We start from the raw sequence: 22,584 nt of genomic DNA on the forward strand, positions 1-22,584 counted from the left end.
GTGTTCGGGTTGTCATGCCAATGGCATTGCCCGGTAGCTATGTTCGGAATCGATAACCGCTGAAAGCATCTAAGCGGGAAGCGAGCCCCAAGATGAGTCATCCCTTGGACTTTAAGTCCACTAAAGAGCCGTTCGAGACTAGGACGTTGATAGGTCAGGTGTGTAAGCGTTGTGAGGCGTTGAGCTAACTGATACTAATGACTCGAGAGGCTTAACCATACAACCCAGATGGGTTTTACTAAGTGATACTTAGACGAATACAAACACTTAAGAAGTGCACTCAATCCAGCTTTCCGAATTCATTTACTGCCTGCATGAGATAAGACGGGTAAGTAAATACCAAATTTGCTTGGTGACAATAGCATTGTGGTCCCACCTGATCCCATCCCGAACTCAGAAGTGAAACGCAATCGCGCCGATGGTAGTGTGGGGTCTCCCCATGTGAGAGTAGGTCATCGCCAAGCGCCTAATTAAACAATGAAGCCAGCTGAATAAGCTGGCTTTTTTGTTTTTCGTGTTTGCCATTTATTATCTCTATTCCTTCCTTTTATTCGCTTCTGCGAAGACGATATTCATTGCCTGCTTATCGATTTGAACGATAAAGCCGTAGATCCAAGAGCTTTGTTCGGGCCAATAAAAAGGGCAGCGTATGGCTGCCCTTTATGCTTAGAATTGGTTTCTAAGCCCGATTATTTAGCTTCTTTTAGCCACTGTGCTGCACGTTTGGCGAAGTAGGTAAGGATGCCATCGGCACCAGCGCGTTTGAAGCAGAGCAGCGATTCCATGACGATGGCCTTTTCCGCTAACCAACCATTTTGAATGGCCGCCATATGCATGGCATATTCGCCACTAACTTGGTAAGCGAAGGTAGGTACGGCTAATTCGGTTTTTACGCGATGAACGATATCTAGGTAAGGCATACCAGGCTTCACCATTACCATATCTGCGCCTTCTTGGATGTCTAGTGCCACTTCATGCAAGGCTTCATCGCTGTTGGCTGGGTCCATTTGATAGCTGTGTTTATTGCCACCTTTTAAGTTGCCTGCTGAGCCGACGGCGTCACGGAAGGGACCATAGTAGCTTGAGGAGTATTTGGCTGAATAGGCCATGATTTGGGTGTTGACATGGCCCGCGGCTTCGAGCGCTTGGCGAATCGCACCGATGCGACCATCCATCATGTCCGATGGGGCAACAATGTCTGCACCCGCTTCAGCATGGGAGAGTGCTTGTTTCACTAAGATCTCTGTTGTGATGTCATTCAGGATATAGCCTGTTTCATCGATAATGCCGTCTTGACCGTGGGTGGTGAAAGGATCTAAGGCCACGTCAGTCATGATACCCAGTTGTGGGAAGGCCTTTTTCAATTCACGCACGGCACGTTGCACTAAACCATCGGCATTATAGGCTTCTTCTGCCATCAGCGATTTCTTCTCGGCTGGGGTAACAGGGAACAGGGCAATTAACGGAATACCGAGTTCAACTAGCTCTTCGGCTTCTTTTAACAGTAAGTCGATAGAGTAGCGTTCAACCCCTGGCATAGAGGCGACTTTTTCGCTGCGATTAGTGCCTTCAAGCACAAACATGGGGTAGATCAAATCATTGACTGTTAGGTGATTCTCAGCCATCAGGCGACGGCTAAAGTCATGTTTGCGCATGCGGCGCATTCTGCGCTGAGGGAAGGCACTGGTAATGATGTTCACATTAGACTCCTAAGTAGGTTCTGTTTGTGCTGGCGCATACAATTTAACTTGATTGCGTCCGCTATTTTTTGCCTGATAGAGCGCCTTGTCGGCTTGCTCTAATAATTCGGTACTGTGTTGGTCGTTACTGATGACGTCGGCACTGACACCGATGCTCACGGTTAAGGGAATGGGCTTGCCTTCCCATGCTAGGCCGATACTGGTCACTGCATCTCTTATATTTTCAGCGACTTGAAGAGCGCCATCCGCAGTCGTATTGGGGAGAATAATAGCAAACTCTTCACCACCAAAACGTGATACTAGATCGGTTGGTCGTTTTAAATGTTGCTGCAAGGTTGTCGCTATCACTTTTAATGCCTGATCCCCTGCTAGGTGGCCGAATTGATCGTTGATTGATTTAAATCGGTCGATATCCAGCATTAGTAAGGCGATAGGGGTTTCTTGGCGACGACTAATCCGGCTCTCTGCGAGCAGTCGTTTATCGAAGGCGCTGCGGTTTTTCACACCGGTTAAGCTATCGATAGTGCTCTGCTCGGTAAGTTTTTGATTTACCTCATTTAATTCGCGCAGGGTTATCTCAAGCTCTAGCGTGCGCTCCTGCACCATCTGTTCGAGTCTTTCATTAGTTTCCGCTTCCACTTTTAAGGCTTCCTCGCGCGCACTACGGATCTTTTGCGCTTGCTTGAGAGCCTCCTGTTGAATACGGAGCTTAGATTTACGTTCATCGTTATAGCGGATGGCGAGGACCAGCGACATAAAGATGATTTCGAAGGTGAGTCCTAGCATCACCGGCGTCTGCGGCTTGATATTGAGCTCGATAACACTCAAATAGAGTAGGCTGCTGATGCATGCGCCAGTAAGCATACTCACCCAGCCAATGGTATAGAGCTTTGCCAGCTTTTGGCCGTTAATGGCTTGTATGATGGCGAGTATCATCATGATGATGCTGAGTATCGCTACCGAGATAATCTCGATATACAGCACGGTTCCGTAGCGCAAAAAGGGGACTAAAAGTCCAACAAGAATAATGTAGACCGCGCTGTAGCGGCACATTAATAACATCCGGCGGTTATAGTATTTCAGTTGCAGGATTTTCTCGGTGAACATTAAGGCAAAGGCCATCACCAGAGGTAACAGCACGGGAACCATAAGTTGCTGTAACGCGGGCCAATTAGGCCAGAGAAAACGGAATGCATAACCATTGATCGTGGCCACCAATAACGTCATACACAGGACATAACCTGAGTAATAACTGTAGCTAAATGAACCTGAGGCTAACGCGATAAACAGGCTGAAGATCCCTATCGCGGCGAGTACGCCGAGCTGAAAGCCATGATCAACGGCTGTCGATTCGGCAATTTGAGCTAAATCATTGGCTGACCAAAGGCTTAGAGGGACTGCAGCGCTGCCTTCAGTGACGATATGCAGATAGAAGGTGTGTTGCTCATTGGTGCTCAGTTTAAAGGGATACAGAAAGATATTGCTCGGCAGTGGGCGGTTCTTATAGAGCAGTGTATCCCCCATCTCAGTGGTGTTGATGAGCTGATTATTCACTAGATGAAAAACGGTCACTCTATCCAATAACGGATTATCGAGGGCGAGAATGCGTGCAAGACTCTCATCACCACTTGTAAGGTTTACTCTTAGCCAAAAATCATGTTGGCTAAGGCGTTGAATATCATCACTGGTAAACTTGTGCCATTGCGATTTGGGCAACGCCTGAATATCATTTAGCTGACTGTTAGCATTGACGTGCGTCACCATCAACCAAGGAGTTAGGTTTAGTGGTGTAGGCGTGTGTTCATCTATGCTCATCGTATTGGCATAGCTGCCTAATGATATGAGCATACCGAGTAACAAAACCCATAAGCTGCCGAACTTAGCCATTCGCTTGACTCAAATTAAAAAAGGCTAGGCTATTTTGATAGCACTGTTTGGCAAATTCAGCCGCATTTTCACCCCGTAGATTGGCAATATATTGCGCGATATAGGGCAAGTACTCGGGTTTATTTTTACTGGACTTAGGCTTGGGCCGCATACTGCGTGGCAGCAGGTAAGGACTGTCTGTTTCAATCAATAAACGCTCTTTGGGAATAAACGGAACGAGCTCGGCAAGTTCTAGGCCGCGTCTCTCGTCACATACCCATCCCGTAATGCCTAAATGTAGATCGAGGTCGATATAGGCTTCCATTTGAGCCCGGGTGCCAGTAAAGCAGTGTAGTAATGCTCCGCTGAGATGGGGGCGGTATTCTTTAACAATACTCAAAAAATCATCGTGGGCATCTCGTTCATGCATGAGTACCGGTTTTTTGAGTTCAACCGCGAGTTCGAGTTGGTCGATAAACGCTTGGCGCTGGGCTGGGCGAGGGGAGAAGTCTCGGTTGTAGTCGAGTCCACATTCACCGACAGCAACAACTTGTGGCTCTTGGCAGAGTGTGGTTTGTAACTGCTTGGAGTCTGCTTGCCATTCGCTAGCATGATGGGGATGTACGCCTGCGGTGCAGTAAAGCTGTTTGGGATACTGTTGGCATAATTGAATGGCGGCGGCGCTTTCAGTTAAATCGCTGCCAATAACAATTAACGGCGAAACCCCTTGGTCCGCCGCTGCTTGTACGATTTGTGCTATGTCTGGTTCGAGTGCGCTGCCAAGCAAGTTGACAGCGATATCTATATAAGATGGCATTATTTTAGGCGTTTTACCCTCACCTTAGCATTACGACTTTCTGTGCCCATTAAGAAAGAGCCAAGCGCGGCTTTTTCGATAAATACTTTTTCACCGACTTTTAGATTGAATTTACGGTTTTCGGTTTGTTTCCAAACTTGGCCATTGGTAAAGGTAATCTTTAAGGCGCCGTAGGCATCTTCCGCTATTGACTCCACATCGAGATAAATTTTGTCAACAATATCTTCTTGTACAGGTTTTGGTGCAATTCCAAATTCATTTTCGACTTTAGCCGTTGAGGCTGCTGTGGTGGATACTGCAGCAGTTGGCACTGCGACAGCCACTGGTGCTATTGCTTTAACAGAGATCTGTGCGCTGGCTCCTTGAATGCTGGCGGCTAAATTATCGTAACAGATCAAGCGGTCTAATTTATCTGGTATCACTGAACACTCTGTTAATTGTTGTTCAGTAGTTGCATATGTTTGAGCTGATACCAGTATCAGAGCCATAGCGAGAAAACTTAAACGCATAAACTTGTCCTTCCCTTATTATTATTTTCCTCTAATGCCGATTGAGGCATTAGTCGTTCGTTGATTCTTCTTCGTCGGTCTCGTCATCAGGTTTACTGTAAAAACGAGCCGCAAATAATCCGCCTTCGAACAATAACAGCATTGGTACGGCAAGCATAGTCTGGGAGATAACATCCGGTGGCGTTAACAGCATGCCCACAACGAATGCGCCGACAATGATATAAGGGCGTTTTTGTTTGAGATCTTCAGGAGTGGTTACGCCCGCCCAGCAAAGCAGGACTACGGCAACCGGGATTTCAAAGGATAAGCCAAAGGCAAAAAACAATTTCAGCACAAAATCGAGATAGCTGCTGATATCGGTCGCAACTTGTACTCCCTCGGGGGCTGTGTTGGCGAAGAAGCCAAATACCACTGGGAATACAACGAAATATGCAAAGGCGATCCCTAAGTAAAACAGTACAGTGCTACTGAAGAGTAGCGGCATGACTAAGCGTTTTTCATGCTTATACAAACCGGGCGCCACGAAGGACCAAATTTGATAGAGCACGTAGGGAACTGCCACAAAAAATGACAGGACTAACGTCAGCTTGAAAGGGGCGAAGAAAGGTGCGGCGACATCGGTCGCAATCATGCTGCCACCTAAGGGCAAAGACTGCATTAAAGGGATTGCCATGTAGTGGTAAATATCATTTGCCCAATACACGCTACAAATGAACACGATTAACACACTGGCAATGGATTTAAGCAGCTTGGACCTGAGTTCAAGCAAATGGCTGATAAGTGGCTGCTGTTGCGACATGAATTATCCGTTAGCTTTCGGGTTGGAACGGGTATCCTCGCCCTGATTGGATTCGCTTGTGGGGGCGGAGGAAGCCGAAGGACTCGCCTCTGTAGAAACACTCTGGCTCGCAGGGTTGTGGATCTGGTGTTCCGGTGCGGGAACATCTTGCACTTGGTAAGGACGATTCACAGACTGCGCTGCTTGCTTTAACTGGTCGATCGATTCTTGCAGTTCGGGTGAGAGGTTAGATAGACCTTTACTCTCTGCTTTTTTGAGGTCGGCGTGCAACTGCTCGATCTTTAGCTCTTGCTCAAGTTCTTCTTTGACTGAGTTGGCCATGCGTTTCATCGCGCGGATCCAACCTGTTACTGAACGTACTGCAACCGGTAGACGTTCGGGGCCAAGTACCACAAGCCCCAGAACACCGATCAGCAGCAGCTCCATAAAGCCGATACCGTCAAACATAAAGAGTTACGCCTGTTCTTTGTTAGACTCAGGTTTCTTTTCAGTCGCCTGTTGGGTTGGTTGTGCAGTTTGTGCTGTTTGCACTGGTTTTGCCGCTTCAGCATCTTCTAACGCTTTCTTATCTTCTTCTGAAGACATGGCGTTTTTAAAGCCCTTAACAGCACCACCTAAATCACCACCCAAAGAGCGTAATTTCTTTGTTCCAAACAATAAGACAACGATTAACGCGATGATAAGAAGTTGCCAAATACTAATGCCACCCATGAAGGTATCCTCTTAATTGATATCGGTTCTATTATGAACCTCTGATTAATTAGTGCTAGCTAAAATTTACGATTCTTTGGCCTAGATCGCCATCCGATAATCCATAACGCTGCGCCTGAAATTAGACACACGTAAGGGCTCAACAGTGTAGCGTCTTGGTTAAACAATAACGTGCCGCAGATCAATAAAATTGCAGAAGTGATGAGCAAGTAATTACTCTTGTGTGCTTGCTGCTGATATTTCAGATACTTATCTAGCATTTGTTGCTGAGAACTCAGCAATTTCCTGCCTAATTTAAGGTTATCGTAAATTAGCTCAGGGAATTCCGGAAGCTTATCAGACCAATATGGCAGTTTTGTGGATACCTTTTTAAACATTGCCTTAGGGCCCACTTGCTCGGCCATCCACTGTTCTAAAAAGGGTTTCGCCGTTTGCCAGAGATCCAGCTGCGGATAGAGCTGACGTCCTAAGCCTTCGATGTAGAGTAATGTCTTCTCAAGCAGCACGAGCTGAGGCTGAACGACGATATCGAAGTGGCGTGCGGTGCGGAACAGTTCTAATAACACGTGGCCGAAGGAGATTTCATCTAAGGGCTTGTTAAACATAGGCTCGCAAACGACCTTGATGGCTTGCTCGAAGGCCTGTAGATCGGTTTTTTCCGATACCCAACCCGACTCGATATACAGCTGCGCGATACGGTGGTAATCACGGTTGAAAAACGCGAGGAAGTTTTCCGCTAAATAGCGCTTATCGACTTCGCTGAGAGTGCCCATAATGCCGCAATCTAGGCCGATATAATAAGGATTCTCAGGATGATCGCGGGAGATAAAAATATTCCCAGGATGCATATCGGCATGGAAAAAGTTATCGCGGAATACTTGGGTGAAAAACAGTTCTACGCCACGCTCGGCCAAGAGTTTAAAGTTAGTTCCCTGTGCCTTCAGCGCGGCAATATCCGATACCGGAATACCGTAAATGCGCTCCATCACCATTAAACGTGGATAACAAAACTCTTCATAGACATAAGGAATATAGAGCGCGTCTGAGTCGAGGAAGTTATTGCGCAGCTTAATGGCATTGAGGGCCTCAAGCTTAAGATTGAGTTCGCCTAAAATAGTCACGCGGTAATCTTCAATCACCTCAGAGGGGCGCAGGCGATTCCCCTCACCGAGGAGATAATCGATGACCTTAGCCGTTTGTGACATCAACAACAGATCAGCTTGGATTTTAGCTTCCACATTCGGTCGCAGCACTTTTAATACCACGGCTTTGCCGTTGGATTTGAGCGTGGCGGTATGCACCTGAGAAATCGAAGCCGAGGCTAATGGCGTCTCGTTAAAGTTGTCGAAGTAGCTCTCGATGGGGGCTTTAAGTTCGGCTTCAATCGCTTGACGCGCCAAGGCACCATCGAAGGGCGGGACTTTATCCTGCAACATGGCCAGCTCAGTCGCCCACTCATCGCTCAGTAAGTCACGGCGGGTTGACAGCATTTGCCCGAGCTTAATATACACGGGGCCAAGTTCTTGCATCGCCAGCTTTAAACGCTCGCCACCGGATTTACCTTTGTGCTTATTGCGGATCCAAAACAGGCTGTTACGGGCGAGTTTAAAATACCAAGGGGTCATCTTTGGCGGTAATACGTCATCTAACCCATATTGCAGTAGGGTTTTAATGACATGATAACCGCGGCGGATACTGGCAAGGGTCATGGCTTAATTTGGTCTCTTAATTTGGCAATCCGTTGTTCGAGCGCACGAGTATCGTCAACTAAGTCATCCATTTGATCGCGAAAATGAATGAGTTCGATCCGGTGTGGCGCAAGGCGATATTCTTCGATAGCGAGTTGCCCCAAATGCGAGCGGGTCTTACGCAGCACTTCAAGTGCTAAGGTTTTAGCCTGTAGTCCCGTACTCAGCAGTTTATGGGTTGGCCCATCGCCTAAGTAACGTGACAGAGGCTCGGCAAAATCAAACTCTATGCTACGCAGATAATGGCTGAAGCTCTGTAACAGATTGAGGTCACCTTCGAGGCTGAGCTTATCCTGTTTGATGAGTTCGGTGAGGTTAGCACCTTCTGTCACGCGGTAGAGCGTCGTGGCATCGGCATGCAGGCTGACATCCACATCGCCTTCATAGCGACTCAGTACTTGGATTTCTTTGGCGAAGACCAAGTAAATTGGCCAGCTGAGTTGTGATAATTGAATGCGAAAGACTTTGCCATGTAACTGACGCTGGCGAGCATAGGCGTCGCCGGCTTGGGTCTGAAGTTGCTTCAGACCCGTCTCAATGGCGGCGCAGGCAAGTAACACCACTTCTTGCGGCATCATTAGAATTTATAACCGCGGTGCAGGGCAACAATGCCGTCGGTCATGTTGGTGTAATCGACCTGTTCAAAGCCCGCATCGACCATCATTTGCTTGAGGGTCTCTTGGTCTGGATGCATGCGAATCGACTCGGCTAGATACTCATAGCTGTCGGCGTCTTTCGTAATGATTTCACCCATTTTCGGCAGCACTTTAAAGCTGTATAAGTCGTAGACTTTACGCATCAGCTCATGTTGCGGCTTAGAAAACTCTAACACCAACAATTTACCGCCCGGCTTAAGCACGCGGTTCATTGAACGCAGCGCCGCGTCTTTATCGGTCACGTTACGCAGACCAAAGGCGATAGTGATGATATCGAAGTGATTATCGGGGAAAGGCAGTGCTTCTGCGTTGGCTTGCACATAGTTCACATTGCCAACGATGCCGCGGTCACGCAGTTTAGTGCGGCCCACTTTCAGCATAGAATCGTTGATATCCGCTAATACCACTTCGCCTTTATCGCCCACCAAATGGGAGAACTTAGCGGTTAAATCGCCAGTACCACCCGCAAGGTCGAGTACTTTCATGCCAGGGCGCGCACCAGAAACTTCAATGGTGTAACGCTTCCAAAAACGGTGAATACCGAAGGACATAACGTCATTCATGATATCGTACTTGGCGGCAACCGAATGAAACACGCCGGCAACGAGATCGGCCTTTTTATCCGCCTCTACGGTTTTATAACCAAAGTGGGTATTTTTAGATTCGCCCTCAGACATCAATGTATTCCTATTGTTTTGCAAAGTATTAGTGGCGAGTGTAAGCCATCGCCTGCATTTGCTGAATCTTTGATCTATCACTCTGTGATCGAGTTAGTAAACTCTCCTCAAGGCGTTGGCTTGAGGCGTTTGGCATTGGCCAATGTTGAGTGCGCCGACCCGATAAAATGGATTGGCATTAGACCACAATATCAGGATTTGGTGAATAGCTTAGCGCCCACAAGGGCGCAAGCTTAACATGCTATTGGGCTAAAAAATGACGCCTTGCCTGCACATAGGCATAGATTAACTCGCTGATACTCTGGCCAACATCCCTAAATCCGGCTTCAATACCCGCCTCATGGCAGCTCGGCGCGGCTTCGGCCAAGTGCAAATAAGCACAGGGGCAGTGGCTGGCGATGTAACTGATATAGTGCGCAGCATCGAGCAGGGGAATGCCAGCCGCCGTTGAGGCGCTGCTGGGCATTTTTGCAATAGCATCGACATCAAGCTCTAAGCCAACGGGTAGTGCGGTATGATTGAGTTTGCCAGCAATCTCCTGCAGCGCCTCAGTGAGGCTCACTTCGCGGCGAATCCAGATCTGTTGCAGGCTATGCCAAGTGCCACCAAAATCAGACAGTTGTTGTAAATTTGCCTCGCTGTTTTTTAGCTCGTGTAAGCCGAGCACATGGTAATAACCCAGTGCGCCGCGATCGGCGGCATAACTAAAACCATTACCGCTGTGGCGCCCTTCGAGTAGACGAAAATCACTGTGCGGATCTAAATTCACCGCAGCAACTTGGCGTTGATAATGGGCCGAAGTCGCCATTAACAGACCGTAGGCATTGTTGTGGCCGCCGCCAATCACTATGGGTTCAAGCCCTGCGGCTTGTATAGCGCTAACGATACTAATCACCCGTTTATCGAGTTGCTCAACCGCTTGGCGTAAATGGGGTAGGCTCGCGCCTTCGCCGTCCTGTGCCTGTAATTGCAGATCCGCCGTATGAACTTGTCCTAAAATCAGGCATTCGGCGCCCGAAAGAAAACGATTCGACTGTAAATTCAGCCATTGGCGCATGCTGGTGGTAAAGGCATCGGTGGCGCCGCCTCTGCCTAAGTTTGCCCGAGGGCCGATATCTTCCCCTACGCCTAAAATGGCAAATTGAGCGCCATGGGCTTTGGCTGTGGCGAGTATCGCCTCGAGCGGATATTCGTGATTGGCCAAATGTACACATTGACCAATTTTGGTTTCACCCGCCCTCGGGCTCACTAGACTGGCCATATCGGCTTGGGTAAATGGAATAAATTCAGACATGGATTCGTATTCTTATCGGTAGGGACAGGGATATTGTGGCGTACCCAAGGACGAATATTCAATGGGACTTAGCGAAAAACAGCCAATAAAAAAGCCAGCTTAGCTGGCTTTCTCGATAGGTAATTTGTCATTACTCAATGTCGAGTGGTTCTGGCGATAGGATAATGCCGGTGTTATCGGCATAGATATGATCGCCTGGGAGGAAGGTTACGCCGCCAAAGTTGACCGGAATTTCCACTTCGCCCACTGAATTGCCATCGGCACCTACTGGAATCGAGGCAAGGGCTTGAATGCCGATGTCTAATTCTTCCAGCGCATCCACATCGCGTACTGAACCGTAAACGATAATGCCTTCCCAGTTGTTGTTGACTGCGATTTCAGCGATAGAAGCATCGATCAGGGCGCGGCGTAATGAGCCACCACCGTCAACCAGCAAGACTTTACCTTGGCCATCTTCTTGTAAGACCTCGGTGATTAGGCCGTTGTCTTCAAAGCACTTAATCGTGCTGATAGAACCGCCAAAAGAGCTACAACCACCGTAGTTACTGAACATGGGCTCGACTACATCTACGACATCTAAGTACATGTCACATAGTTCTGAGGTGTTGTATTCCATATTTACACTCCTATTGATCCGCGTTGCGTACAGTTTAGCGAGTTTACGCCAGTATAAAAGGGATTACTGAAAAGAAAAGTGTTATCAATCACGGTATTGTTGCACTTTGGGGTTAACACTTCTGTTGTAAACTTTCGTCACTTAACAGGGGTTTGTCCTCAAAACTTGATATCGGTCATTAAATAACGGTTTTTTATTACAACTCTGTTGCGTGTTTTGGTATTATATCCCAAGTTTAAATTAACTTACTTAACTAAATTTGCTTTAGGGGCAAGGACCCCCCGTTACGCTTATGGACGGTAGAGGGCCTTCGAGAGGTGCCTATGGAAGCTGTAAACACAATTGAAATTATTGGTTATTTTGCCTCAGTAATGGTGGCAATTTCACTTATGATGAAGAACATCATCTGGTTAAGATGGTTAAACTTTGTCGGCTGTACCCTGTTTGTTATCTACGGCGTATTTATTTCAGCCTGGCCAGTTGCAGGTATGAACGCTTTCGTAGCCTGTATCAATATCTATCATCTGACGAAAATTTACCGCGCCAAAGCGTTGGAACAAGCCGTCGCTTGAAGGTTTTCTGACAGTGTTGCCCGCTCTTAGCATCAGGGCAGCACTGTATCTCCCCGCACGTTTTCCTCTCTTTGCAGTCATTACTTCATTCATCGCGATTTATTTCATCTTTGCGAATGTCATAAAACTTTAGGCCTGATGTCACTTTGCCGTCATCGGGAGTTCTTAGTCTCACCTTAACACTAAGTACTTAAGCAATATCTGTTTAAGTCGCCATAGGGTTTAGCGTGGGGTTCTATCGTGAAATAGTCGTCTGACAGGGCGTTAAAATATGCAGACGCTAACGGTTGTCGAGAGAATGCACTCATTAACATCGCCATGATACTCGCTGGCATGCCAGCAAGGAGCCTGTTTTATGTTGAGTTACATTACAGACTTAGATAAGCGCATGTTTTATCGCATTGTGGGTTTGAGCCAACGTCACGGTGTTTATGATTGGGCGAAGCGGATATCGGCAACTGGAGATGGGCATGTATATCTGTATCTTGCCGTCGGGTTGATGCTGACACACGCCCAAGGACAGAGCCTATTCAATCTGCTGTTAGCGAGCTTTTTGGTTGAATTACCGCTGTACTTATTACTCAAAAATAGCATTCGCCGCACTCGGCCCTGCCACGCCTTGGTTGGGTTTGAGAAGGGATTCGAACCTTCAGACAGATTCAGTCAACCTTCGGGACACACGGCGGCCGCTTTTGTGATGGCCACGAGTGTGGCGCAGGTGTATCCCATGGCGGCACCCCTTGCCTATGCCTGGGCGCTCTGTATTGGTGCCTCACGCATTGTGCTAGGGGTGCATTACCCTTCAGATATTGCTGCTGGCGCCCTGTTAGGTACTGGGGCTGTGCTGCTGGTACATCCCGTGATTTAACCCAAATCAGGCGCTTATTCGTTAGGTACCTCCTTGATTCACCACTCTTTCATTCACAGTTAAAGGATAAGCAATGCGAATACTCTACGGAGTTCAAGGCACAGGGAATGGCCACCTCAGTCGTGCTCGAGTGATGGCAAAAGCCTTAATTGAGCACAATATTCAAGTCGACTTTTTGTTTTCGGGGCGCAAGCCTGAACATTTTTTCGATATGGAGTGTTTTGGGGAGTATCGCGTACAAGCGGGAATGACCTTTGCGACTCACTCAGGGCGAGTGAATGTATCGCAAACGGTGAGACAGAATTGCTCCTTGTCATTGCTTAAGGATATCCAAGCATTAGATTTGAGTTGCTATGACCTAGTACTGAATGATTTTGAACCCGTATCCGCATGGGCAGCGAGGCGCCAAGGCGTCCCCTCCATCGGCATAAGTCATCAAGCGGCCCTGACTCACCCTGTGCCTAAGTTGGGAAGCACTTGGTTTAATGAGTTGCTACTCAACTATTTTGCGCCAGTGGACGTGGCACTGGGGTGCCATTGGCATCATTTTGGTTTTCCGATCCTACCTCCCTTTGTCGAGGTCGATGCCAGTCCTATTGAACATACCCATCAAATTTTGGTGTATTTACCCTTCGAAGAGGCGGATGCGATCGCCGAATTTTTTAAGCCTTTTACGGATTATCAGTTTTTGGTGTATCACGCTAAGCAGCCGACTGCACCGCTTGCCGACCATATTCAATGGCATGGTTTTAATCGTGACGGATTTAAACAGCACTTAGCGAGCTGCGGTGGAGTGATTGGTAATGCCGGATTTGAGTTGGCGAGCGAGGCGCTGACCTTAGGTAAGAAGTTGTTGGTCAAACCGCTGATTGGTCAATTCGAGCAGCTATCGAATGTGGCAGCGCTGCAATTATTGGGCGCGGGTGACAGTATGATGAGTCTAGACATGGGCGTGGTCAAACGTTGGCTCAAGGCGGCATCGCCAAGTCCCATCGTCTATCCACAGGTGGGTGATGCCTTAGTGAAATGGATTTGCAGCGGTCAGTGGCAACATACAGCGCCATTGTGCGATGACCTTTGGAGCCAAGTGAAGCTGCCAGACACCTGGCGCTAACTCGAGCTAAGCTTGATGATAAAAGGCATCGTCGGCTCTAGCTGGAAATTTGGGGTTAGCGTATAATTTGGCCAATTTTGCTGTTAGCCCCAGCAGCGTGTCTATATTGGCCTAGTCTGGCCACAATTTAGTTGTCATAAATGAGCCTTAAGAAGTTTACTCAGTACAAGTTACTGTTTTTAATGTTGTTGTTCCTCGGTATTTTACTTCCTTTTATTCCTGACCAAGCCTATCACATCCCCGGCCCTGATGTTGCTACGCAAAATCTGCATGTGATTGAATTTAATGATCAAGGTCAGCCACATAACGATGGACAATGGCAAGGGCTCAAGGCGCGGATTTTACAACCCAATAATGGCACTGCTCCCGAGTTGCTGATTTTTGTCCACGGTTGGCACCATAGCGCTAATCCGGCGGACGAAAACTTTGTCGCGTTCGAACAGTTTTATCAGCAGATGGCGGCATCCGACTCCCAGCGTAACCTATTAGGTTTATACATAGGTTGGCGTGGTGACAAGCTGGATCCCTTCTGGCTCGATGGCTCAGAAGATGCTACCAGTTGGATTGAGCCGCTGGATTTCCCGACCATTTTACAGCGTAAAGCCGTGGCCAAACGCATTGGGCAAACCGGGCTATCGCAGCTGCTGGATAAGCTGGATGGGTTAGTGGCTGAACATCAATTACTGCGTTATACCGTGATTGGCCACAGTCTTGGCGGCTTAGTGGTGCTGCACGCCAGTAAAGATAGAATCAAGGCGGCCATCGATAATGAGCAGGATAATCCGAATCTTTTCTTACTGTTAAACCCCGCCGCGCCGGCGCAGGATTTTAAACCACTCGATACGCTGATGAGCTTAGATAGGCAAAAACCGAGTATGGTGGTGCTGCAATCTAAGGGCGATTTTGCGGTAAAAGAGGCCTTTAATTACATCAAGGACGGCGAGCGGGCGCTGGGTAACTCTTGGGCTATTACCCATGATATTGATAAATGTTCTGGCGGTAATTGTTCGACGCCGATGAAGATGCCTTCGGCATTAATGGCTCACGATCAAATCCCGGGTTGTATGATGACCTTGCCGCATTCGGGTTGGAAAATCCGTGCTCGCCTGCAGGCGCGGCGCAGCGTGCAAACCTGTCCAGACGCCAATATGCAGGCTGTATGGGTGCTGGCCGTGTCCGATGAAATTGTCTCTGGGCATAATGGGATCTTAACGCCGGACCACGCCAAGGCGCTGTCCGAGGTGATGGGGATGATTGATTTGTATCGAAATCAATTGCCTAAACATGCGGTCGAAAGCCCAGCGAATGAAGATTTAGCCACGTTGGCGCCCGACTCGGAAGCGGCAAGCTCGTCGGATACGCAAACAAATACCCCAGCAGAGCCCGTGGTGTTAGTCGAGCCATTACCTGAAGGCGAACAACCTAAGCTACAAGATTCACAAGAGACGCTAGAGAAGCAAGCACCGATTGAGGAAGGTTTGCCGATAGTGCCGCCATCAGATGATCGTACCCCGCCGCAAGCGATGGATGGCAAGTCGAATGAAGTGAGTGGGGACACTAAACAAGAGGAAGTCGAGACCACGGTAAAGCCGCCAGCCATTAATGCTGAGTCTCAAACTAATGCGCAACCTCAAATTAATACTGAGCCCCAAACCGAGATAAATACCACTAAGGATACTCAACCTAATGAACCAACTCAGCCTCAACCTAAGGTTGAGACTGAGTAAATCGACGGGAGGATTCTCTCTGGGGGCTTGTTTAACCTTTGAGAAAATTAAATGTGTTCAATGGTTAGCTACAGGCGAGTTGTGCCTGTTGCTTACATTGTTTCTCTGATTCAGCGGAAGAAGTTTCCCCAAGGCAATAGTCGAGTCTGACAGTGCGTTTCTCGGCGGTTTTAACTGTAGAGGTGGGTGTCCACTTCCATGTTTTAAGTATTTGTTTTGAATATTTGCCAATCGCATTATTGGGGACAGAATTGATGACTTCGATATTTTCAGTGTCACCTGTCTCGGAAATGTCGAAGGACAGCACAGTACAACCCGCTATGCGTGAACGCGCGAGTTCTATTGGGTATTGAGGTTGCTGTGTATTGTCGCGTTCCCAAACAAAATCGCTACTCGGGCTAATATTGGTAACTTGTACATCGCCATAAATATGCTTAGTTAATGCTAAGCATGGGGTGGTAAGCACTAAAAGGGCGAGAGCACCCCAAGCAGAATACTTCATCTACACTCCTTGTTTATTCAATATCCGTTTAGTTAGAAGGGGAACCTAGCTGCCCACTTTATCTGATCAAAACAGCGTTTGTAATATACTTTTTACTGATTTTTAACCTGGAATTTACGCCAACTAAAATGAAGTAAAAGGACTAAAAGCAGGCTAACGATTGCCCATGTCGGGTATTTATGTTGATGATAAAACGTGAGAATAGGGGCGATTTCATCGCGGATTAACACCGGGCCTAGACCAAAAAGCGTTACCCAAATGCTGGTGGCAAGTAGGTTTCCCATTACGAATTGCTTAAAGGGCATTTTGGCTAGCCCACAGCCAATAAACATAAACTGCTTAAGCCCTTCGACAAAGCGGCTGAGCACTAGGGCGGCAATGCCATACTGGCCAATCACACTGTGGATCTTGTCCTCAAGCTGCGGCTTAATCCAGCCTTTTCGCAGCAATACCTCACCGAAGCGGCGACCGATAAAGTAGCCTAAACTGTTGCCACTCAGGGCGGCGACGCAGGCAACGATTAAGACTAATGACAGCGACATTTGCCCCGTAGCAGCCAGTAAACTGGCGACAATCAGTAAGGATTGTCCCGGTGCAGGAATACCAAATCCCTCGACGGCGATGGCTACAAAGAGCAGCAGATAACCGTATTGCTGCAACCAAGGTGTCATTTCGGTGATAAGGTGTTGCAAGGCTTCTGGCATGATTAAAACAGAGTGCGAGAATGAATCATCCCATCTTACTCGGCACAGCCAAATTTAGGATAGCTTTATGAGCAAAGTTTCATGCCGATTTTATGGAATGGCGCATATTCAAGGCACAAAAAAGCCGAACTGAGTTCGGCTTTTTATGCATAACAACTTAATGGTCGCTTATTAAGCGAAAGCGGCCTGCAGTTGTGGCACAACTTGCTTCTTACGGCTTAATACGCCGTCTAACCACACTTTGCCATCGACTGGGGTTTTACCGTAGGCACGGTTAACCAGATCGGCATCGTCAGAAACCACTAACAGCTCTGAGCCTTCCTTCATAATGTCAGTCAGCAGTAACAGTACGCTGTGACGGTTGCCTTCAACCTTCAGGGCTTTGATATCGGCTTCCAGCTCGGCTTTGATTGAATCAAATACAGACAGATCAATTACTTCTAACTGGCCGATACCCACTAAGTTACCGTTCATGTTGAAGTCTTTAAAGTCGCGCATCACGAGATCGCGTGCTGGCGTGCCTTCAACTGCCGATTTTACCTTGAACATTTCCATGCCCAGCGCTTTAAAGTCTTCAACGCCAGCGATTTCGGCTAAGGCTTCAACGCAGCGAATGTCCGCGGTGGTGCAGGTAGGTGATTTGAAGATCACTGTATCGCTCAGAATGGCACACATCATGATGCCAGCGATATTTTTAGGGATGGCAACTTGATGGAAGTCGTACATCATCTTGATGACTGTGTTGCTGCAACCAACAGGGCGGATCCAGCACTCTAAAGGCGTATCAGTGGTCAGATCGCCTAATTTGTGGTGATCCACAATACCTACGATAGTCGCTTGAGCGATATCGTCCGGTGCTTGAGTCAGTTCTGAGTGGTCAACAATGTAGACCTGCTCGCCAGCATAGCTGGTTTTGTATTCTGGCGCTTCAAAGCCAAAACGCTCCAGAATAAAAGCGGTTTCGGGTGATAACTCACCTAAACGTGCGGCAACGGCTTCTTCACCGATTTGGTTTTTTAAATAAGCTAACGCGATAGCACCGCAGATTGAATCAGAATCGGGGATTTTGTGACCGACAACGTACATAGGCATTTCAGGGACTCTCCTTTAAATTTGTGGCAATTTTAACAATATTTCGCCCGATTCGGAAATAGCCAAAGCGCATATCGCTGCGCCCTTAAGTCGCTATTCCACTAAAAACCGACCGCTGGCAGTGGCCATTATTCACACAGGTGTTAGATCTTCACTTTTATCACGACTTTACGCACCGCTGTCGGTGTATCACTCGTGCCGGGCATATGCATGTCGCCAGGGAAAAAGAGCGCAAACATCCCTGCCTTTAGTTGAATGTAGGAGGCGTTGGCTTTATTTGACTCGTAATCGAACTCGGCGTAATCGTGCTTTTCGAAATAAGGTTTTGAGGGTGTTTGGTCGGCCAATGGTAGATAGCCAAACTCTTCTTCGCCGCTGACCACATACTGCACATCGATGTATTTTTGATGTACTTCAAAGGGTTCGGTCGATTGTGGCTTAGTGTGGTAGTCGTTGACTATCACGAAAATATCCTCGCCATCGAGGGGATAATTGCCAACGGGCAGTTGGCTAAAGTCAGTGCTGGCAAGATGTGCTAATGCCGTGGCAATGCGTGGACTGAGTGATTGATAAATATGGCGATTAGCTAAGGTATCGACAATCATGGGGTACTCGATATGGCGTAAGTAAATGAGTGAATTGTAAAGATTATAATCAGTTCACCGTCGTTAGAACATAAGCGATAGACATAAAAAAACAGGCCATAAATGGCCTGTTTTGATGGTTTGCGGCTTAGTAAGTGTACTTAGCCTCGAGGAAGTAGTATCCCCCATTAAATCCAAACGGTGTGTTGGTTAATGGATAGACGAAAATACCATTGAAGTTATTGTCATCTGGGCGTTTTTCAGGATACACATCAAATAAGTTTTGTACGCCAGCGGTGAAGCTTAAGGCATCGGTTGCGGCGTAGCGCACGGATAAATCCATCACCCATTGGTCGCTGTAATTCACGTCACCCGTTGAGTAACCCACAGTATAATCGCCAAAATAGCTGAGGCGAATATTAGTCTTAAAGTCACCTAATTCATGGGTCAGTCCTAGGTTACCCGTATTGTGCGGCGTGGCCGAGGTCATGCGGGTTTGTTCGATATTATCGAAGAGTTTAGGGCCGAGTCCGTCCAAAATTTCTGGGAAATGAATATCTTGGATTTCTGTTTTGTTATAGGCGTACGCCAAGTTAGCCCGTAAATCGCCCCAGTTGCCGAGATCAAAATCTTGGCTCACCACTAAATCGACGCCGCGAGTACGGGTATCGACGGCATTAATAAAGAAGCGCGCCGATTCTGCATTGGTATTGGCTAGCGCCGCCGCAACAGCCGGTGAGTCGTTTGGCGTCACTGAGCTTGAGAGGATAATCCTGTCATCGATTGAAATCTGATAGGCATCCAAGGTCAGGGCGAGACCCGTATCATTGGTGTAGACCAAGCCTAAGCTGAAGGATTGCGATAGCTCTGGGTCGAGCTCGTTAATGCCTAGGGCCTTAGTCACTGGCGATAAAGTGTTGAAGGTACCTGATTCTGTTGGCACTAATTGGCCCGTAGTCGGATCAGGATTGAACAGGGTCGAGATATTGCTGAAGTACAGCTGTTGCACGCTCGGCGCTCTAAAGCCTGTGTTCACTGTGCCGCGCAGCGCTAAATGGTCGGTGAAGTCGTAACGGCCCGCGAGCTTCCAACTGGTGTTGCCGCCAAAGTCAGAATAGTTTTCGTAACGCAGCGCCGCCGCCCAATAAAACTCAGTTGTTAATTGGTTTTCAAGCTCGACATAAACACCGGTATTATCGCGAGTTTCATCGACTTCTGATTCGGGCGTAAAGCCAGTAAAGCCTTGGCTCCCCGCTGCACGGTTATCATAACCGCCATTGATATAAGAGTTGGGTTCGCCCGCCTCAATCTGATAACCGTTTTGGCGCCAAGAGACACCCGTTGCCACTAAGATCTCTGAATCATTGGCAAAGTTATAGTAACGTGAGGCATCGATGTTCAGGTTTGCTTCGCTGGTGGACAGGGTGCCCGCATCGAATTCTGTTGGGCTATCTGGGCCGAGTGATGCGTTTAGGGTATTCACAATATTGTATTCGAACGAGTTACCGCCATAGCCCGCTGAGGTATCGATATTCCATTCACCGAGGGTGAACTCATAACCTAGGACTAATGATGAATCGATGATCTTAGGATTGATCTGCGGTAAAAAGCCGTCGGGATACAGCTCGGTCAAGTTACGGGCATCGAGTGCGCGGCGATAAAATGCGCCGGATTTGGTTTCACGCTGGCTAATGCCACCGAAGGCATAGAGTTTACTGTCGTTTGAGAAAGGCTGCGCTGCGTTGATAAATAAGCCTAAGTTATCGTATTCGGCGTCGCCCACTTGGTGGCTCTTGCGGTTGAAAGTCGCTTCACGCGGTTCATCTGTACCGTCTGGCAGCTTAGGATATTGTTGGCGTGGATCTAAGCCTGCGCGGTTGGTGCTGTCTTTATGGTGAGCTTCAACGCCAATATTCACAAAACCGTCGTTGTTTAGGCTGATCCCGTGGTTCACACCAACGCGCCATTGTTCACCGTCACCCAGATAGGTTTGTCCGGCTTGAGCCGAGACGCTACCGCCTTGATCGTTGTCTTTTAAGACTACGTTGATAACACCTGCAATTGCATCTGAGCCGTATTGTGCCGAGGCGCCATCACGCAGGATTTCGATGCGCTTAATTGATGTCATCGGGATTGCGTTCAAATCGACGTTAGATGAGCCCTTGCCGACAGTGCCGCTTAAATGCACCAGCGCCGAACCATGGCGGCGTTTACCGTTTACCAGTACGAGCGTGTGATCCGGCGACAGGCCGCGTAAGCTGGCAGGACGCACCGCGTCTGAGCCATCGGTGACCGATGAAAAGGGGAAACTGTAACTTGGCGCGGCAAATTGCAGCGCCTTAGCCGTTTCGGTCATACCGGTGGATTCGAGTTGCTCCGCGGTAATGATATCGACGGGGGCAACGCTGTCAGTTGCGGTGCGCAGGGCGATCCGCGAGCCGACCACTTCAATTTTCTCAAAGCTGCTGGCCTGTTCTTCTGCGTGTACGACAGGAAAAACCAAAGTTGAAGATACTGCTAATGCGATAACGGCTGGACGCATAAAACCTCTCAATGTGGAGTAACCTTTAGGCTGGAACGAAAACATTGAACCAACGAAAGTAACAATTCGATAGGGTGAAGGTTATCACTGTAACAATTGTTACATCTAGACAGAAAAGTACTAACTCAGAGCTTACTGTTCTAGATAATCCCTTAAAGCCAGTCGAATATGTCGCCACTTCGAATGTGATGGGCTAAGTGAATAAAATCATCTAGATCCATCAGGTATGTTGAAGGTTTATCGCGCTTAGCGGCTGTGTTTTAATGGCGCTAAACCTCGGGTTTGAGGCACTTTAAGGAGTTAAGTTTTGCCCGCATTACGCTTTCTTGCAGGTCCTACGGCCTTTAACATTATTAGGGAACAAGGTCTGCATCCCGATGCTTTTACACAACTATTGGCTGCATCCGGTGGGCCCAAATGGTTAGGGATTGCGGGTCTTGATAAGTATCTCTTCACGGAATTTTTTAAGCAGCGTAACACACCGCTTTATACCTTAGGGGCCTCGTCGGGAGCGTGGCGTTTAGCCTGTTTGGCGCAGCAGGATCCACTACAAGCCTACGGACGTTTAGAGGATTACTATATTGGCCAGCGGTATGAAACCATACCGACACCGCAGGAAGTGAGCGAGCAGGTAAAAGGTATAGTCCAAGGCATTCTCGGCGAGTCGGGCGGGCGCGAGATAGTGAATCATCCTTTTATTCACAGTCACTTAATTGCATGCCGTGCTAAACATATCAATCGCCTTAGCCATAAATTGCCCTTGGCAGCAGGGTTAGCGATGACGGCCGCGACTAACCTCATTAGCCGCAAAACCTTGGGTTGGCATTTTGAGCGGGTGGTCTTTAGCCAGCAACTGGCATCATCTCCCTTTAAACAACTTGAGGATTTACCCAGCCAGCAGGCGCAGCTCACCGAAACCAATATGAACTCAGTGATGTTAGCGACGGGGTCGATTCCACTCGTGCTCGCACCCGTATCTCAGATTGAGGGCGTTGCCACAGGGCAATACTATGATGGCGGCATCACTGACTACCACTTCGATTTGCCTCTATCCCATGCCTCGGGCTTAACCTTGTACCCGCATTTTTATCCCCATATGAGCCCTGGATGGTTCGATAAATCCTTAACCTGGCGCCGAGCGCGCACCAATTACCATAACGCCTTGGTTCTCGCGCCTTCGGCGGAATTTGTGGCTTCGCTACCCTTTGGTAAGGTGCCCGACCGTGAAGACTTTAAGCAATTGGATACGGCGCAGCGGATACAGTATTGGCGCCGTTCTGTTGCCTTGAGCGAGCGCCTTGCCGATGAATTTGCCGAGGTGTGTGCAAAGGGAAATATCACTGCACACCTAGCGCCGTTGTAAGGCGAGAGCGGCAAGTCAGCCTAAATTCTTTTTTGCTGTCAGCGACTTTAGGAAGGAAATTATTTCTCCTGCTACACTCTAAACTAATAAGGGGGGCGGCTAGTTTTTGAGCGTTTCCTTCTA

The 22,584-nt window shown here is 48.1% G+C and carries 22 protein-coding genes and 2 rRNA genes; 7 read left to right on the forward strand and 17 right to left on the reverse strand.

Annotated elements, in window-relative coordinates:
- Positions 1–219: ribosomal RNA gene (locus tag L2713_RS19215) — 23S ribosomal RNA — on the forward strand; the annotation flags it as partial.
- Positions 220–348: 129 nt separating this feature from the next.
- Positions 349–464, forward strand: a 5S ribosomal RNA gene (gene rrf / locus L2713_RS19220).
- Between the two features lie 225 nt (positions 465–689).
- Here the strand turns inward: rrf and hemB are convergent.
- The 12 genes from hemB to rraA all read right to left on the reverse strand — a co-directional run bounded on the left by hemB (position 690) and on the right by rraA (position 11,393).
- Positions 690–1,700: a porphobilinogen synthase gene (gene hemB, locus L2713_RS19225; RefSeq protein ID WP_248968976.1), complete on the reverse strand. Its 1,011-nt coding sequence runs from the start codon at positions 1,698–1,700 to the stop codon at positions 690–692.
- Positions 1,701–1,709: 9 nt separating this feature from the next.
- Positions 1,710–3,587, reverse strand: a complete 1,878-nt coding sequence (locus L2713_RS19230) for a sensor domain-containing diguanylate cyclase (protein WP_248968977.1) — start codon at positions 3,585–3,587, stop codon at positions 1,710–1,712.
- Positions 3,580–4,383 (reverse strand): TatD family hydrolase, encoded by an 804-nt coding sequence (locus L2713_RS19235; protein WP_248968978.1) that lies wholly within the window; start codon positions 4,381–4,383, stop codon positions 3,580–3,582. Before L2713_RS19235 ends, L2713_RS19230 begins: the two co-directional genes overlap by 8 nt.
- Positions 4,383–4,892, reverse strand: coding sequence for a hypothetical protein (locus L2713_RS19240; protein ID WP_248968979.1), 510 nt, complete (start codon positions 4,890–4,892; stop codon positions 4,383–4,385). The genes L2713_RS19235 and L2713_RS19240 overlap by 1 nt, the downstream gene beginning before the upstream one ends.
- Positions 4,893–4,941: 49 nt before the next feature.
- Entirely contained in the window at positions 4,942–5,691 is a 750-nt protein-coding gene (gene tatC / locus L2713_RS19245; protein ID WP_086902292.1) for a twin-arginine translocase subunit TatC, read from the reverse strand.
- A gap of 3 nt (positions 5,692–5,694) precedes the next feature.
- Positions 5,695–6,138 (reverse strand): Sec-independent protein translocase protein TatB, encoded by a 444-nt coding sequence (tatB, locus tag L2713_RS19250; RefSeq protein ID WP_248968980.1) that lies wholly within the window; start codon positions 6,136–6,138, stop codon positions 5,695–5,697.
- A 6-nt stretch (positions 6,139–6,144) separates the two neighbouring features.
- The gene (gene tatA, locus L2713_RS19255; RefSeq protein WP_011624283.1) at positions 6,145–6,402 is read right to left on the reverse strand and encodes a Sec-independent protein translocase subunit TatA; all 258 of its coding nucleotides are present in this window, start codon (positions 6,400–6,402) and stop codon (positions 6,145–6,147) included.
- Between the two features lie 59 nt (positions 6,403–6,461).
- Positions 6,462–8,111 carry a ubiquinone biosynthesis regulatory protein kinase UbiB gene (gene ubiB, locus L2713_RS19260; protein WP_248968981.1) on the reverse strand — a complete coding sequence of 550 codons (1,650 nt, stop codon included), beginning with the start codon at positions 8,109–8,111 and terminating at the stop codon, positions 6,462–6,464.
- On the reverse strand, positions 8,108–8,728 hold the full coding sequence (locus tag L2713_RS19265) for a ubiquinone biosynthesis accessory factor UbiJ (protein WP_109287961.1): 621 nt from the start codon (positions 8,726–8,728) through the stop codon (positions 8,108–8,110). Before L2713_RS19265 ends, ubiB begins: the two co-directional genes overlap by 4 nt.
- On the reverse strand, positions 8,728–9,483 hold the full coding sequence (ubiE, locus tag L2713_RS19270; RefSeq protein ID WP_248968982.1) for a bifunctional demethylmenaquinone methyltransferase/2-methoxy-6-polyprenyl-1,4-benzoquinol methylase UbiE: 756 nt from the start codon (positions 9,481–9,483) through the stop codon (positions 8,728–8,730). Before ubiE ends, L2713_RS19265 begins: the two co-directional genes overlap by 1 nt.
- Before the next feature lie 241 nt (positions 9,484–9,724).
- Positions 9,725–10,777 (reverse strand): formimidoylglutamase, encoded by a 1,053-nt coding sequence (locus tag L2713_RS19275; protein ID WP_248968983.1) that lies wholly within the window; start codon positions 10,775–10,777, stop codon positions 9,725–9,727.
- 130 nt (positions 10,778–10,907) lie between these two features.
- Complete coding sequence (rraA, locus tag L2713_RS19280) at positions 10,908–11,393, reverse strand: ribonuclease E activity regulator RraA (protein ID WP_011624278.1); 486 nt, start codon at positions 11,391–11,393, stop codon at positions 10,908–10,910.
- Positions 11,394–11,716: 323 nt separating this feature from the next.
- Between rraA and L2713_RS19285 the strand changes: the two genes are divergently transcribed.
- The 4 genes from L2713_RS19285 (at position 11,717) to L2713_RS19300 (ending at position 15,674) form a co-directional block, all read left to right on the forward strand.
- Entirely contained in the window at positions 11,717–11,965 is a 249-nt protein-coding gene (locus L2713_RS19285; protein WP_011073879.1) for a YgjV family protein, read from the forward strand.
- A 355-nt stretch (positions 11,966–12,320) separates the two neighbouring features.
- A complete protein-coding gene (locus L2713_RS19290) occupies positions 12,321–12,833 on the forward strand; it encodes a phosphatase PAP2 family protein (protein ID WP_248968984.1) in 513 nt (170 codons plus the stop codon).
- Positions 12,834–12,906: 73 nt separating this feature from the next.
- Complete coding sequence (locus L2713_RS19295; protein ID WP_248968985.1) at positions 12,907–13,947, forward strand: MJ1255/VC2487 family glycosyltransferase; 1,041 nt, start codon at positions 12,907–12,909, stop codon at positions 13,945–13,947.
- A 140-nt stretch (positions 13,948–14,087) separates the two neighbouring features.
- Complete coding sequence (locus L2713_RS19300) at positions 14,088–15,674, forward strand: thioesterase (protein ID WP_248968986.1); 1,587 nt, start codon at positions 14,088–14,090, stop codon at positions 15,672–15,674.
- A 64-nt stretch (positions 15,675–15,738) separates the two neighbouring features.
- On the opposite strand, the gene L2713_RS19305 is transcribed toward L2713_RS19300, so the two are convergent.
- From L2713_RS19305 to L2713_RS19325, 5 genes are all read right to left on the reverse strand, one after another.
- Entirely contained in the window at positions 15,739–16,176 is a 438-nt protein-coding gene (locus L2713_RS19305) for an energy transducer TonB (protein ID WP_248968987.1), read from the reverse strand.
- A gap of 92 nt (positions 16,177–16,268) precedes the next feature.
- Positions 16,269–16,880 carry a DedA family protein gene (locus L2713_RS19310; RefSeq protein ID WP_248968988.1) on the reverse strand — a complete coding sequence of 204 codons (612 nt, stop codon included), beginning with the start codon at positions 16,878–16,880 and terminating at the stop codon, positions 16,269–16,271.
- A 171-nt stretch (positions 16,881–17,051) separates the two neighbouring features.
- On the reverse strand, positions 17,052–17,972 hold the full coding sequence (locus tag L2713_RS19315; protein ID WP_011624271.1) for a manganese-dependent inorganic pyrophosphatase: 921 nt from the start codon (positions 17,970–17,972) through the stop codon (positions 17,052–17,054).
- 143 nt (positions 17,973–18,115) lie between these two features.
- A complete protein-coding gene (locus L2713_RS19320) occupies positions 18,116–18,577 on the reverse strand; it encodes a NanQ anomerase/TabA/YiaL family protein (protein WP_011624946.1) in 462 nt (153 codons plus the stop codon).
- A 127-nt stretch (positions 18,578–18,704) separates the two neighbouring features.
- The gene (locus L2713_RS19325) at positions 18,705–21,098 is read right to left on the reverse strand and encodes a TonB-dependent receptor plug domain-containing protein (RefSeq protein ID WP_248968989.1); all 2,394 of its coding nucleotides are present in this window, start codon (positions 21,096–21,098) and stop codon (positions 18,705–18,707) included.
- 307 nt (positions 21,099–21,405) lie between these two features.
- Between L2713_RS19325 and L2713_RS19330 the strand changes: the two genes are divergently transcribed.
- Positions 21,406–22,461 carry an alpha/beta hydrolase gene (locus tag L2713_RS19330; RefSeq protein ID WP_248968990.1) on the forward strand — a complete coding sequence of 352 codons (1,056 nt, stop codon included), beginning with the start codon at positions 21,406–21,408 and terminating at the stop codon, positions 22,459–22,461.
- Positions 22,462–22,584: the final 123 nt, after the last annotated feature.

The organism is Shewanella seohaensis (genome assembly GCF_023283775.1).
Lineage (GTDB): Bacteria > Pseudomonadota > Gammaproteobacteria > Enterobacterales > Shewanellaceae > Shewanella > Shewanella seohaensis.

What these genes read in the sequence shown, in the direction of transcription:
- L2713_RS19230 (WP_248968977.1), bottom strand. Translation starts at nt 3,587, where the DNA reads ATGGCTAAGTTCGGCAGCTTATGGGTTTTGTTACTCGGTATGCTCATA.
- L2713_RS19235 (WP_248968978.1), bottom strand. Translation starts at nt 4,383, where the DNA reads ATGCCATCTTATATAGATATCGCTGTCAACTTGCTTGGCAGCGCACTC.
- L2713_RS19240 (WP_248968979.1), bottom strand. Translation starts at nt 4,892, where the DNA reads ATGCGTTTAAGTTTTCTCGCTATGGCTCTGATACTGGTATCAGCTCAA.
- tatC (WP_086902292.1), bottom strand. Translation starts at nt 5,691, where the DNA reads ATGTCGCAACAGCAGCCACTTATCAGCCATTTGCTTGAACTCAGGTCC.
- tatB (WP_248968980.1), bottom strand. Translation starts at nt 6,138, where the DNA reads ATGTTTGACGGTATCGGCTTTATGGAGCTGCTGCTGATCGGTGTTCTG.
- tatA (WP_011624283.1), bottom strand. Translation starts at nt 6,402, where the DNA reads ATGGGTGGCATTAGTATTTGGCAACTTCTTATCATCGCGTTAATCGTT.
- ubiB (WP_248968981.1), bottom strand. Translation starts at nt 8,111, where the DNA reads ATGACCCTTGCCAGTATCCGCCGCGGTTATCATGTCATTAAAACCCTA.
- L2713_RS19265 (WP_109287961.1), bottom strand. Translation starts at nt 8,728, where the DNA reads ATGATGCCGCAAGAAGTGGTGTTACTTGCCTGCGCCGCCATTGAGACG.
- ubiE (WP_248968982.1), bottom strand. Translation starts at nt 9,483, where the DNA reads ATGTCTGAGGGCGAATCTAAAAATACCCACTTTGGTTATAAAACCGTA.
- L2713_RS19275 (WP_248968983.1), bottom strand. Translation starts at nt 10,777, where the DNA reads ATGTCTGAATTTATTCCATTTACCCAAGCCGATATGGCCAGTCTAGTG.
- rraA (WP_011624278.1), bottom strand. Translation starts at nt 11,393, where the DNA reads ATGGAATACAACACCTCAGAACTATGTGACATGTACTTAGATGTCGTA.
- L2713_RS19285 (WP_011073879.1), top strand. Translation starts at nt 11,717, where the DNA reads ATGGAAGCTGTAAACACAATTGAAATTATTGGTTATTTTGCCTCAGTA.
- L2713_RS19290 (WP_248968984.1), top strand. Translation starts at nt 12,321, where the DNA reads ATGTTGAGTTACATTACAGACTTAGATAAGCGCATGTTTTATCGCATT.
- L2713_RS19295 (WP_248968985.1), top strand. Translation starts at nt 12,907, where the DNA reads ATGCGAATACTCTACGGAGTTCAAGGCACAGGGAATGGCCACCTCAGT.
- L2713_RS19300 (WP_248968986.1), top strand. Translation starts at nt 14,088, where the DNA reads ATGAGCCTTAAGAAGTTTACTCAGTACAAGTTACTGTTTTTAATGTTG.
- L2713_RS19305 (WP_248968987.1), bottom strand. Translation starts at nt 16,176, where the DNA reads ATGAAGTATTCTGCTTGGGGTGCTCTCGCCCTTTTAGTGCTTACCACC.
- L2713_RS19310 (WP_248968988.1), bottom strand. Translation starts at nt 16,880, where the DNA reads ATGCCAGAAGCCTTGCAACACCTTATCACCGAAATGACACCTTGGTTG.
- L2713_RS19315 (WP_011624271.1), bottom strand. Translation starts at nt 17,972, where the DNA reads ATGCCTATGTACGTTGTCGGTCACAAAATCCCCGATTCTGATTCAATC.
- L2713_RS19320 (WP_011624946.1), bottom strand. Translation starts at nt 18,577, where the DNA reads ATGATTGTCGATACCTTAGCTAATCGCCATATTTATCAATCACTCAGT.
- L2713_RS19325 (WP_248968989.1), bottom strand. Translation starts at nt 21,098, where the DNA reads ATGCGTCCAGCCGTTATCGCATTAGCAGTATCTTCAACTTTGGTTTTT.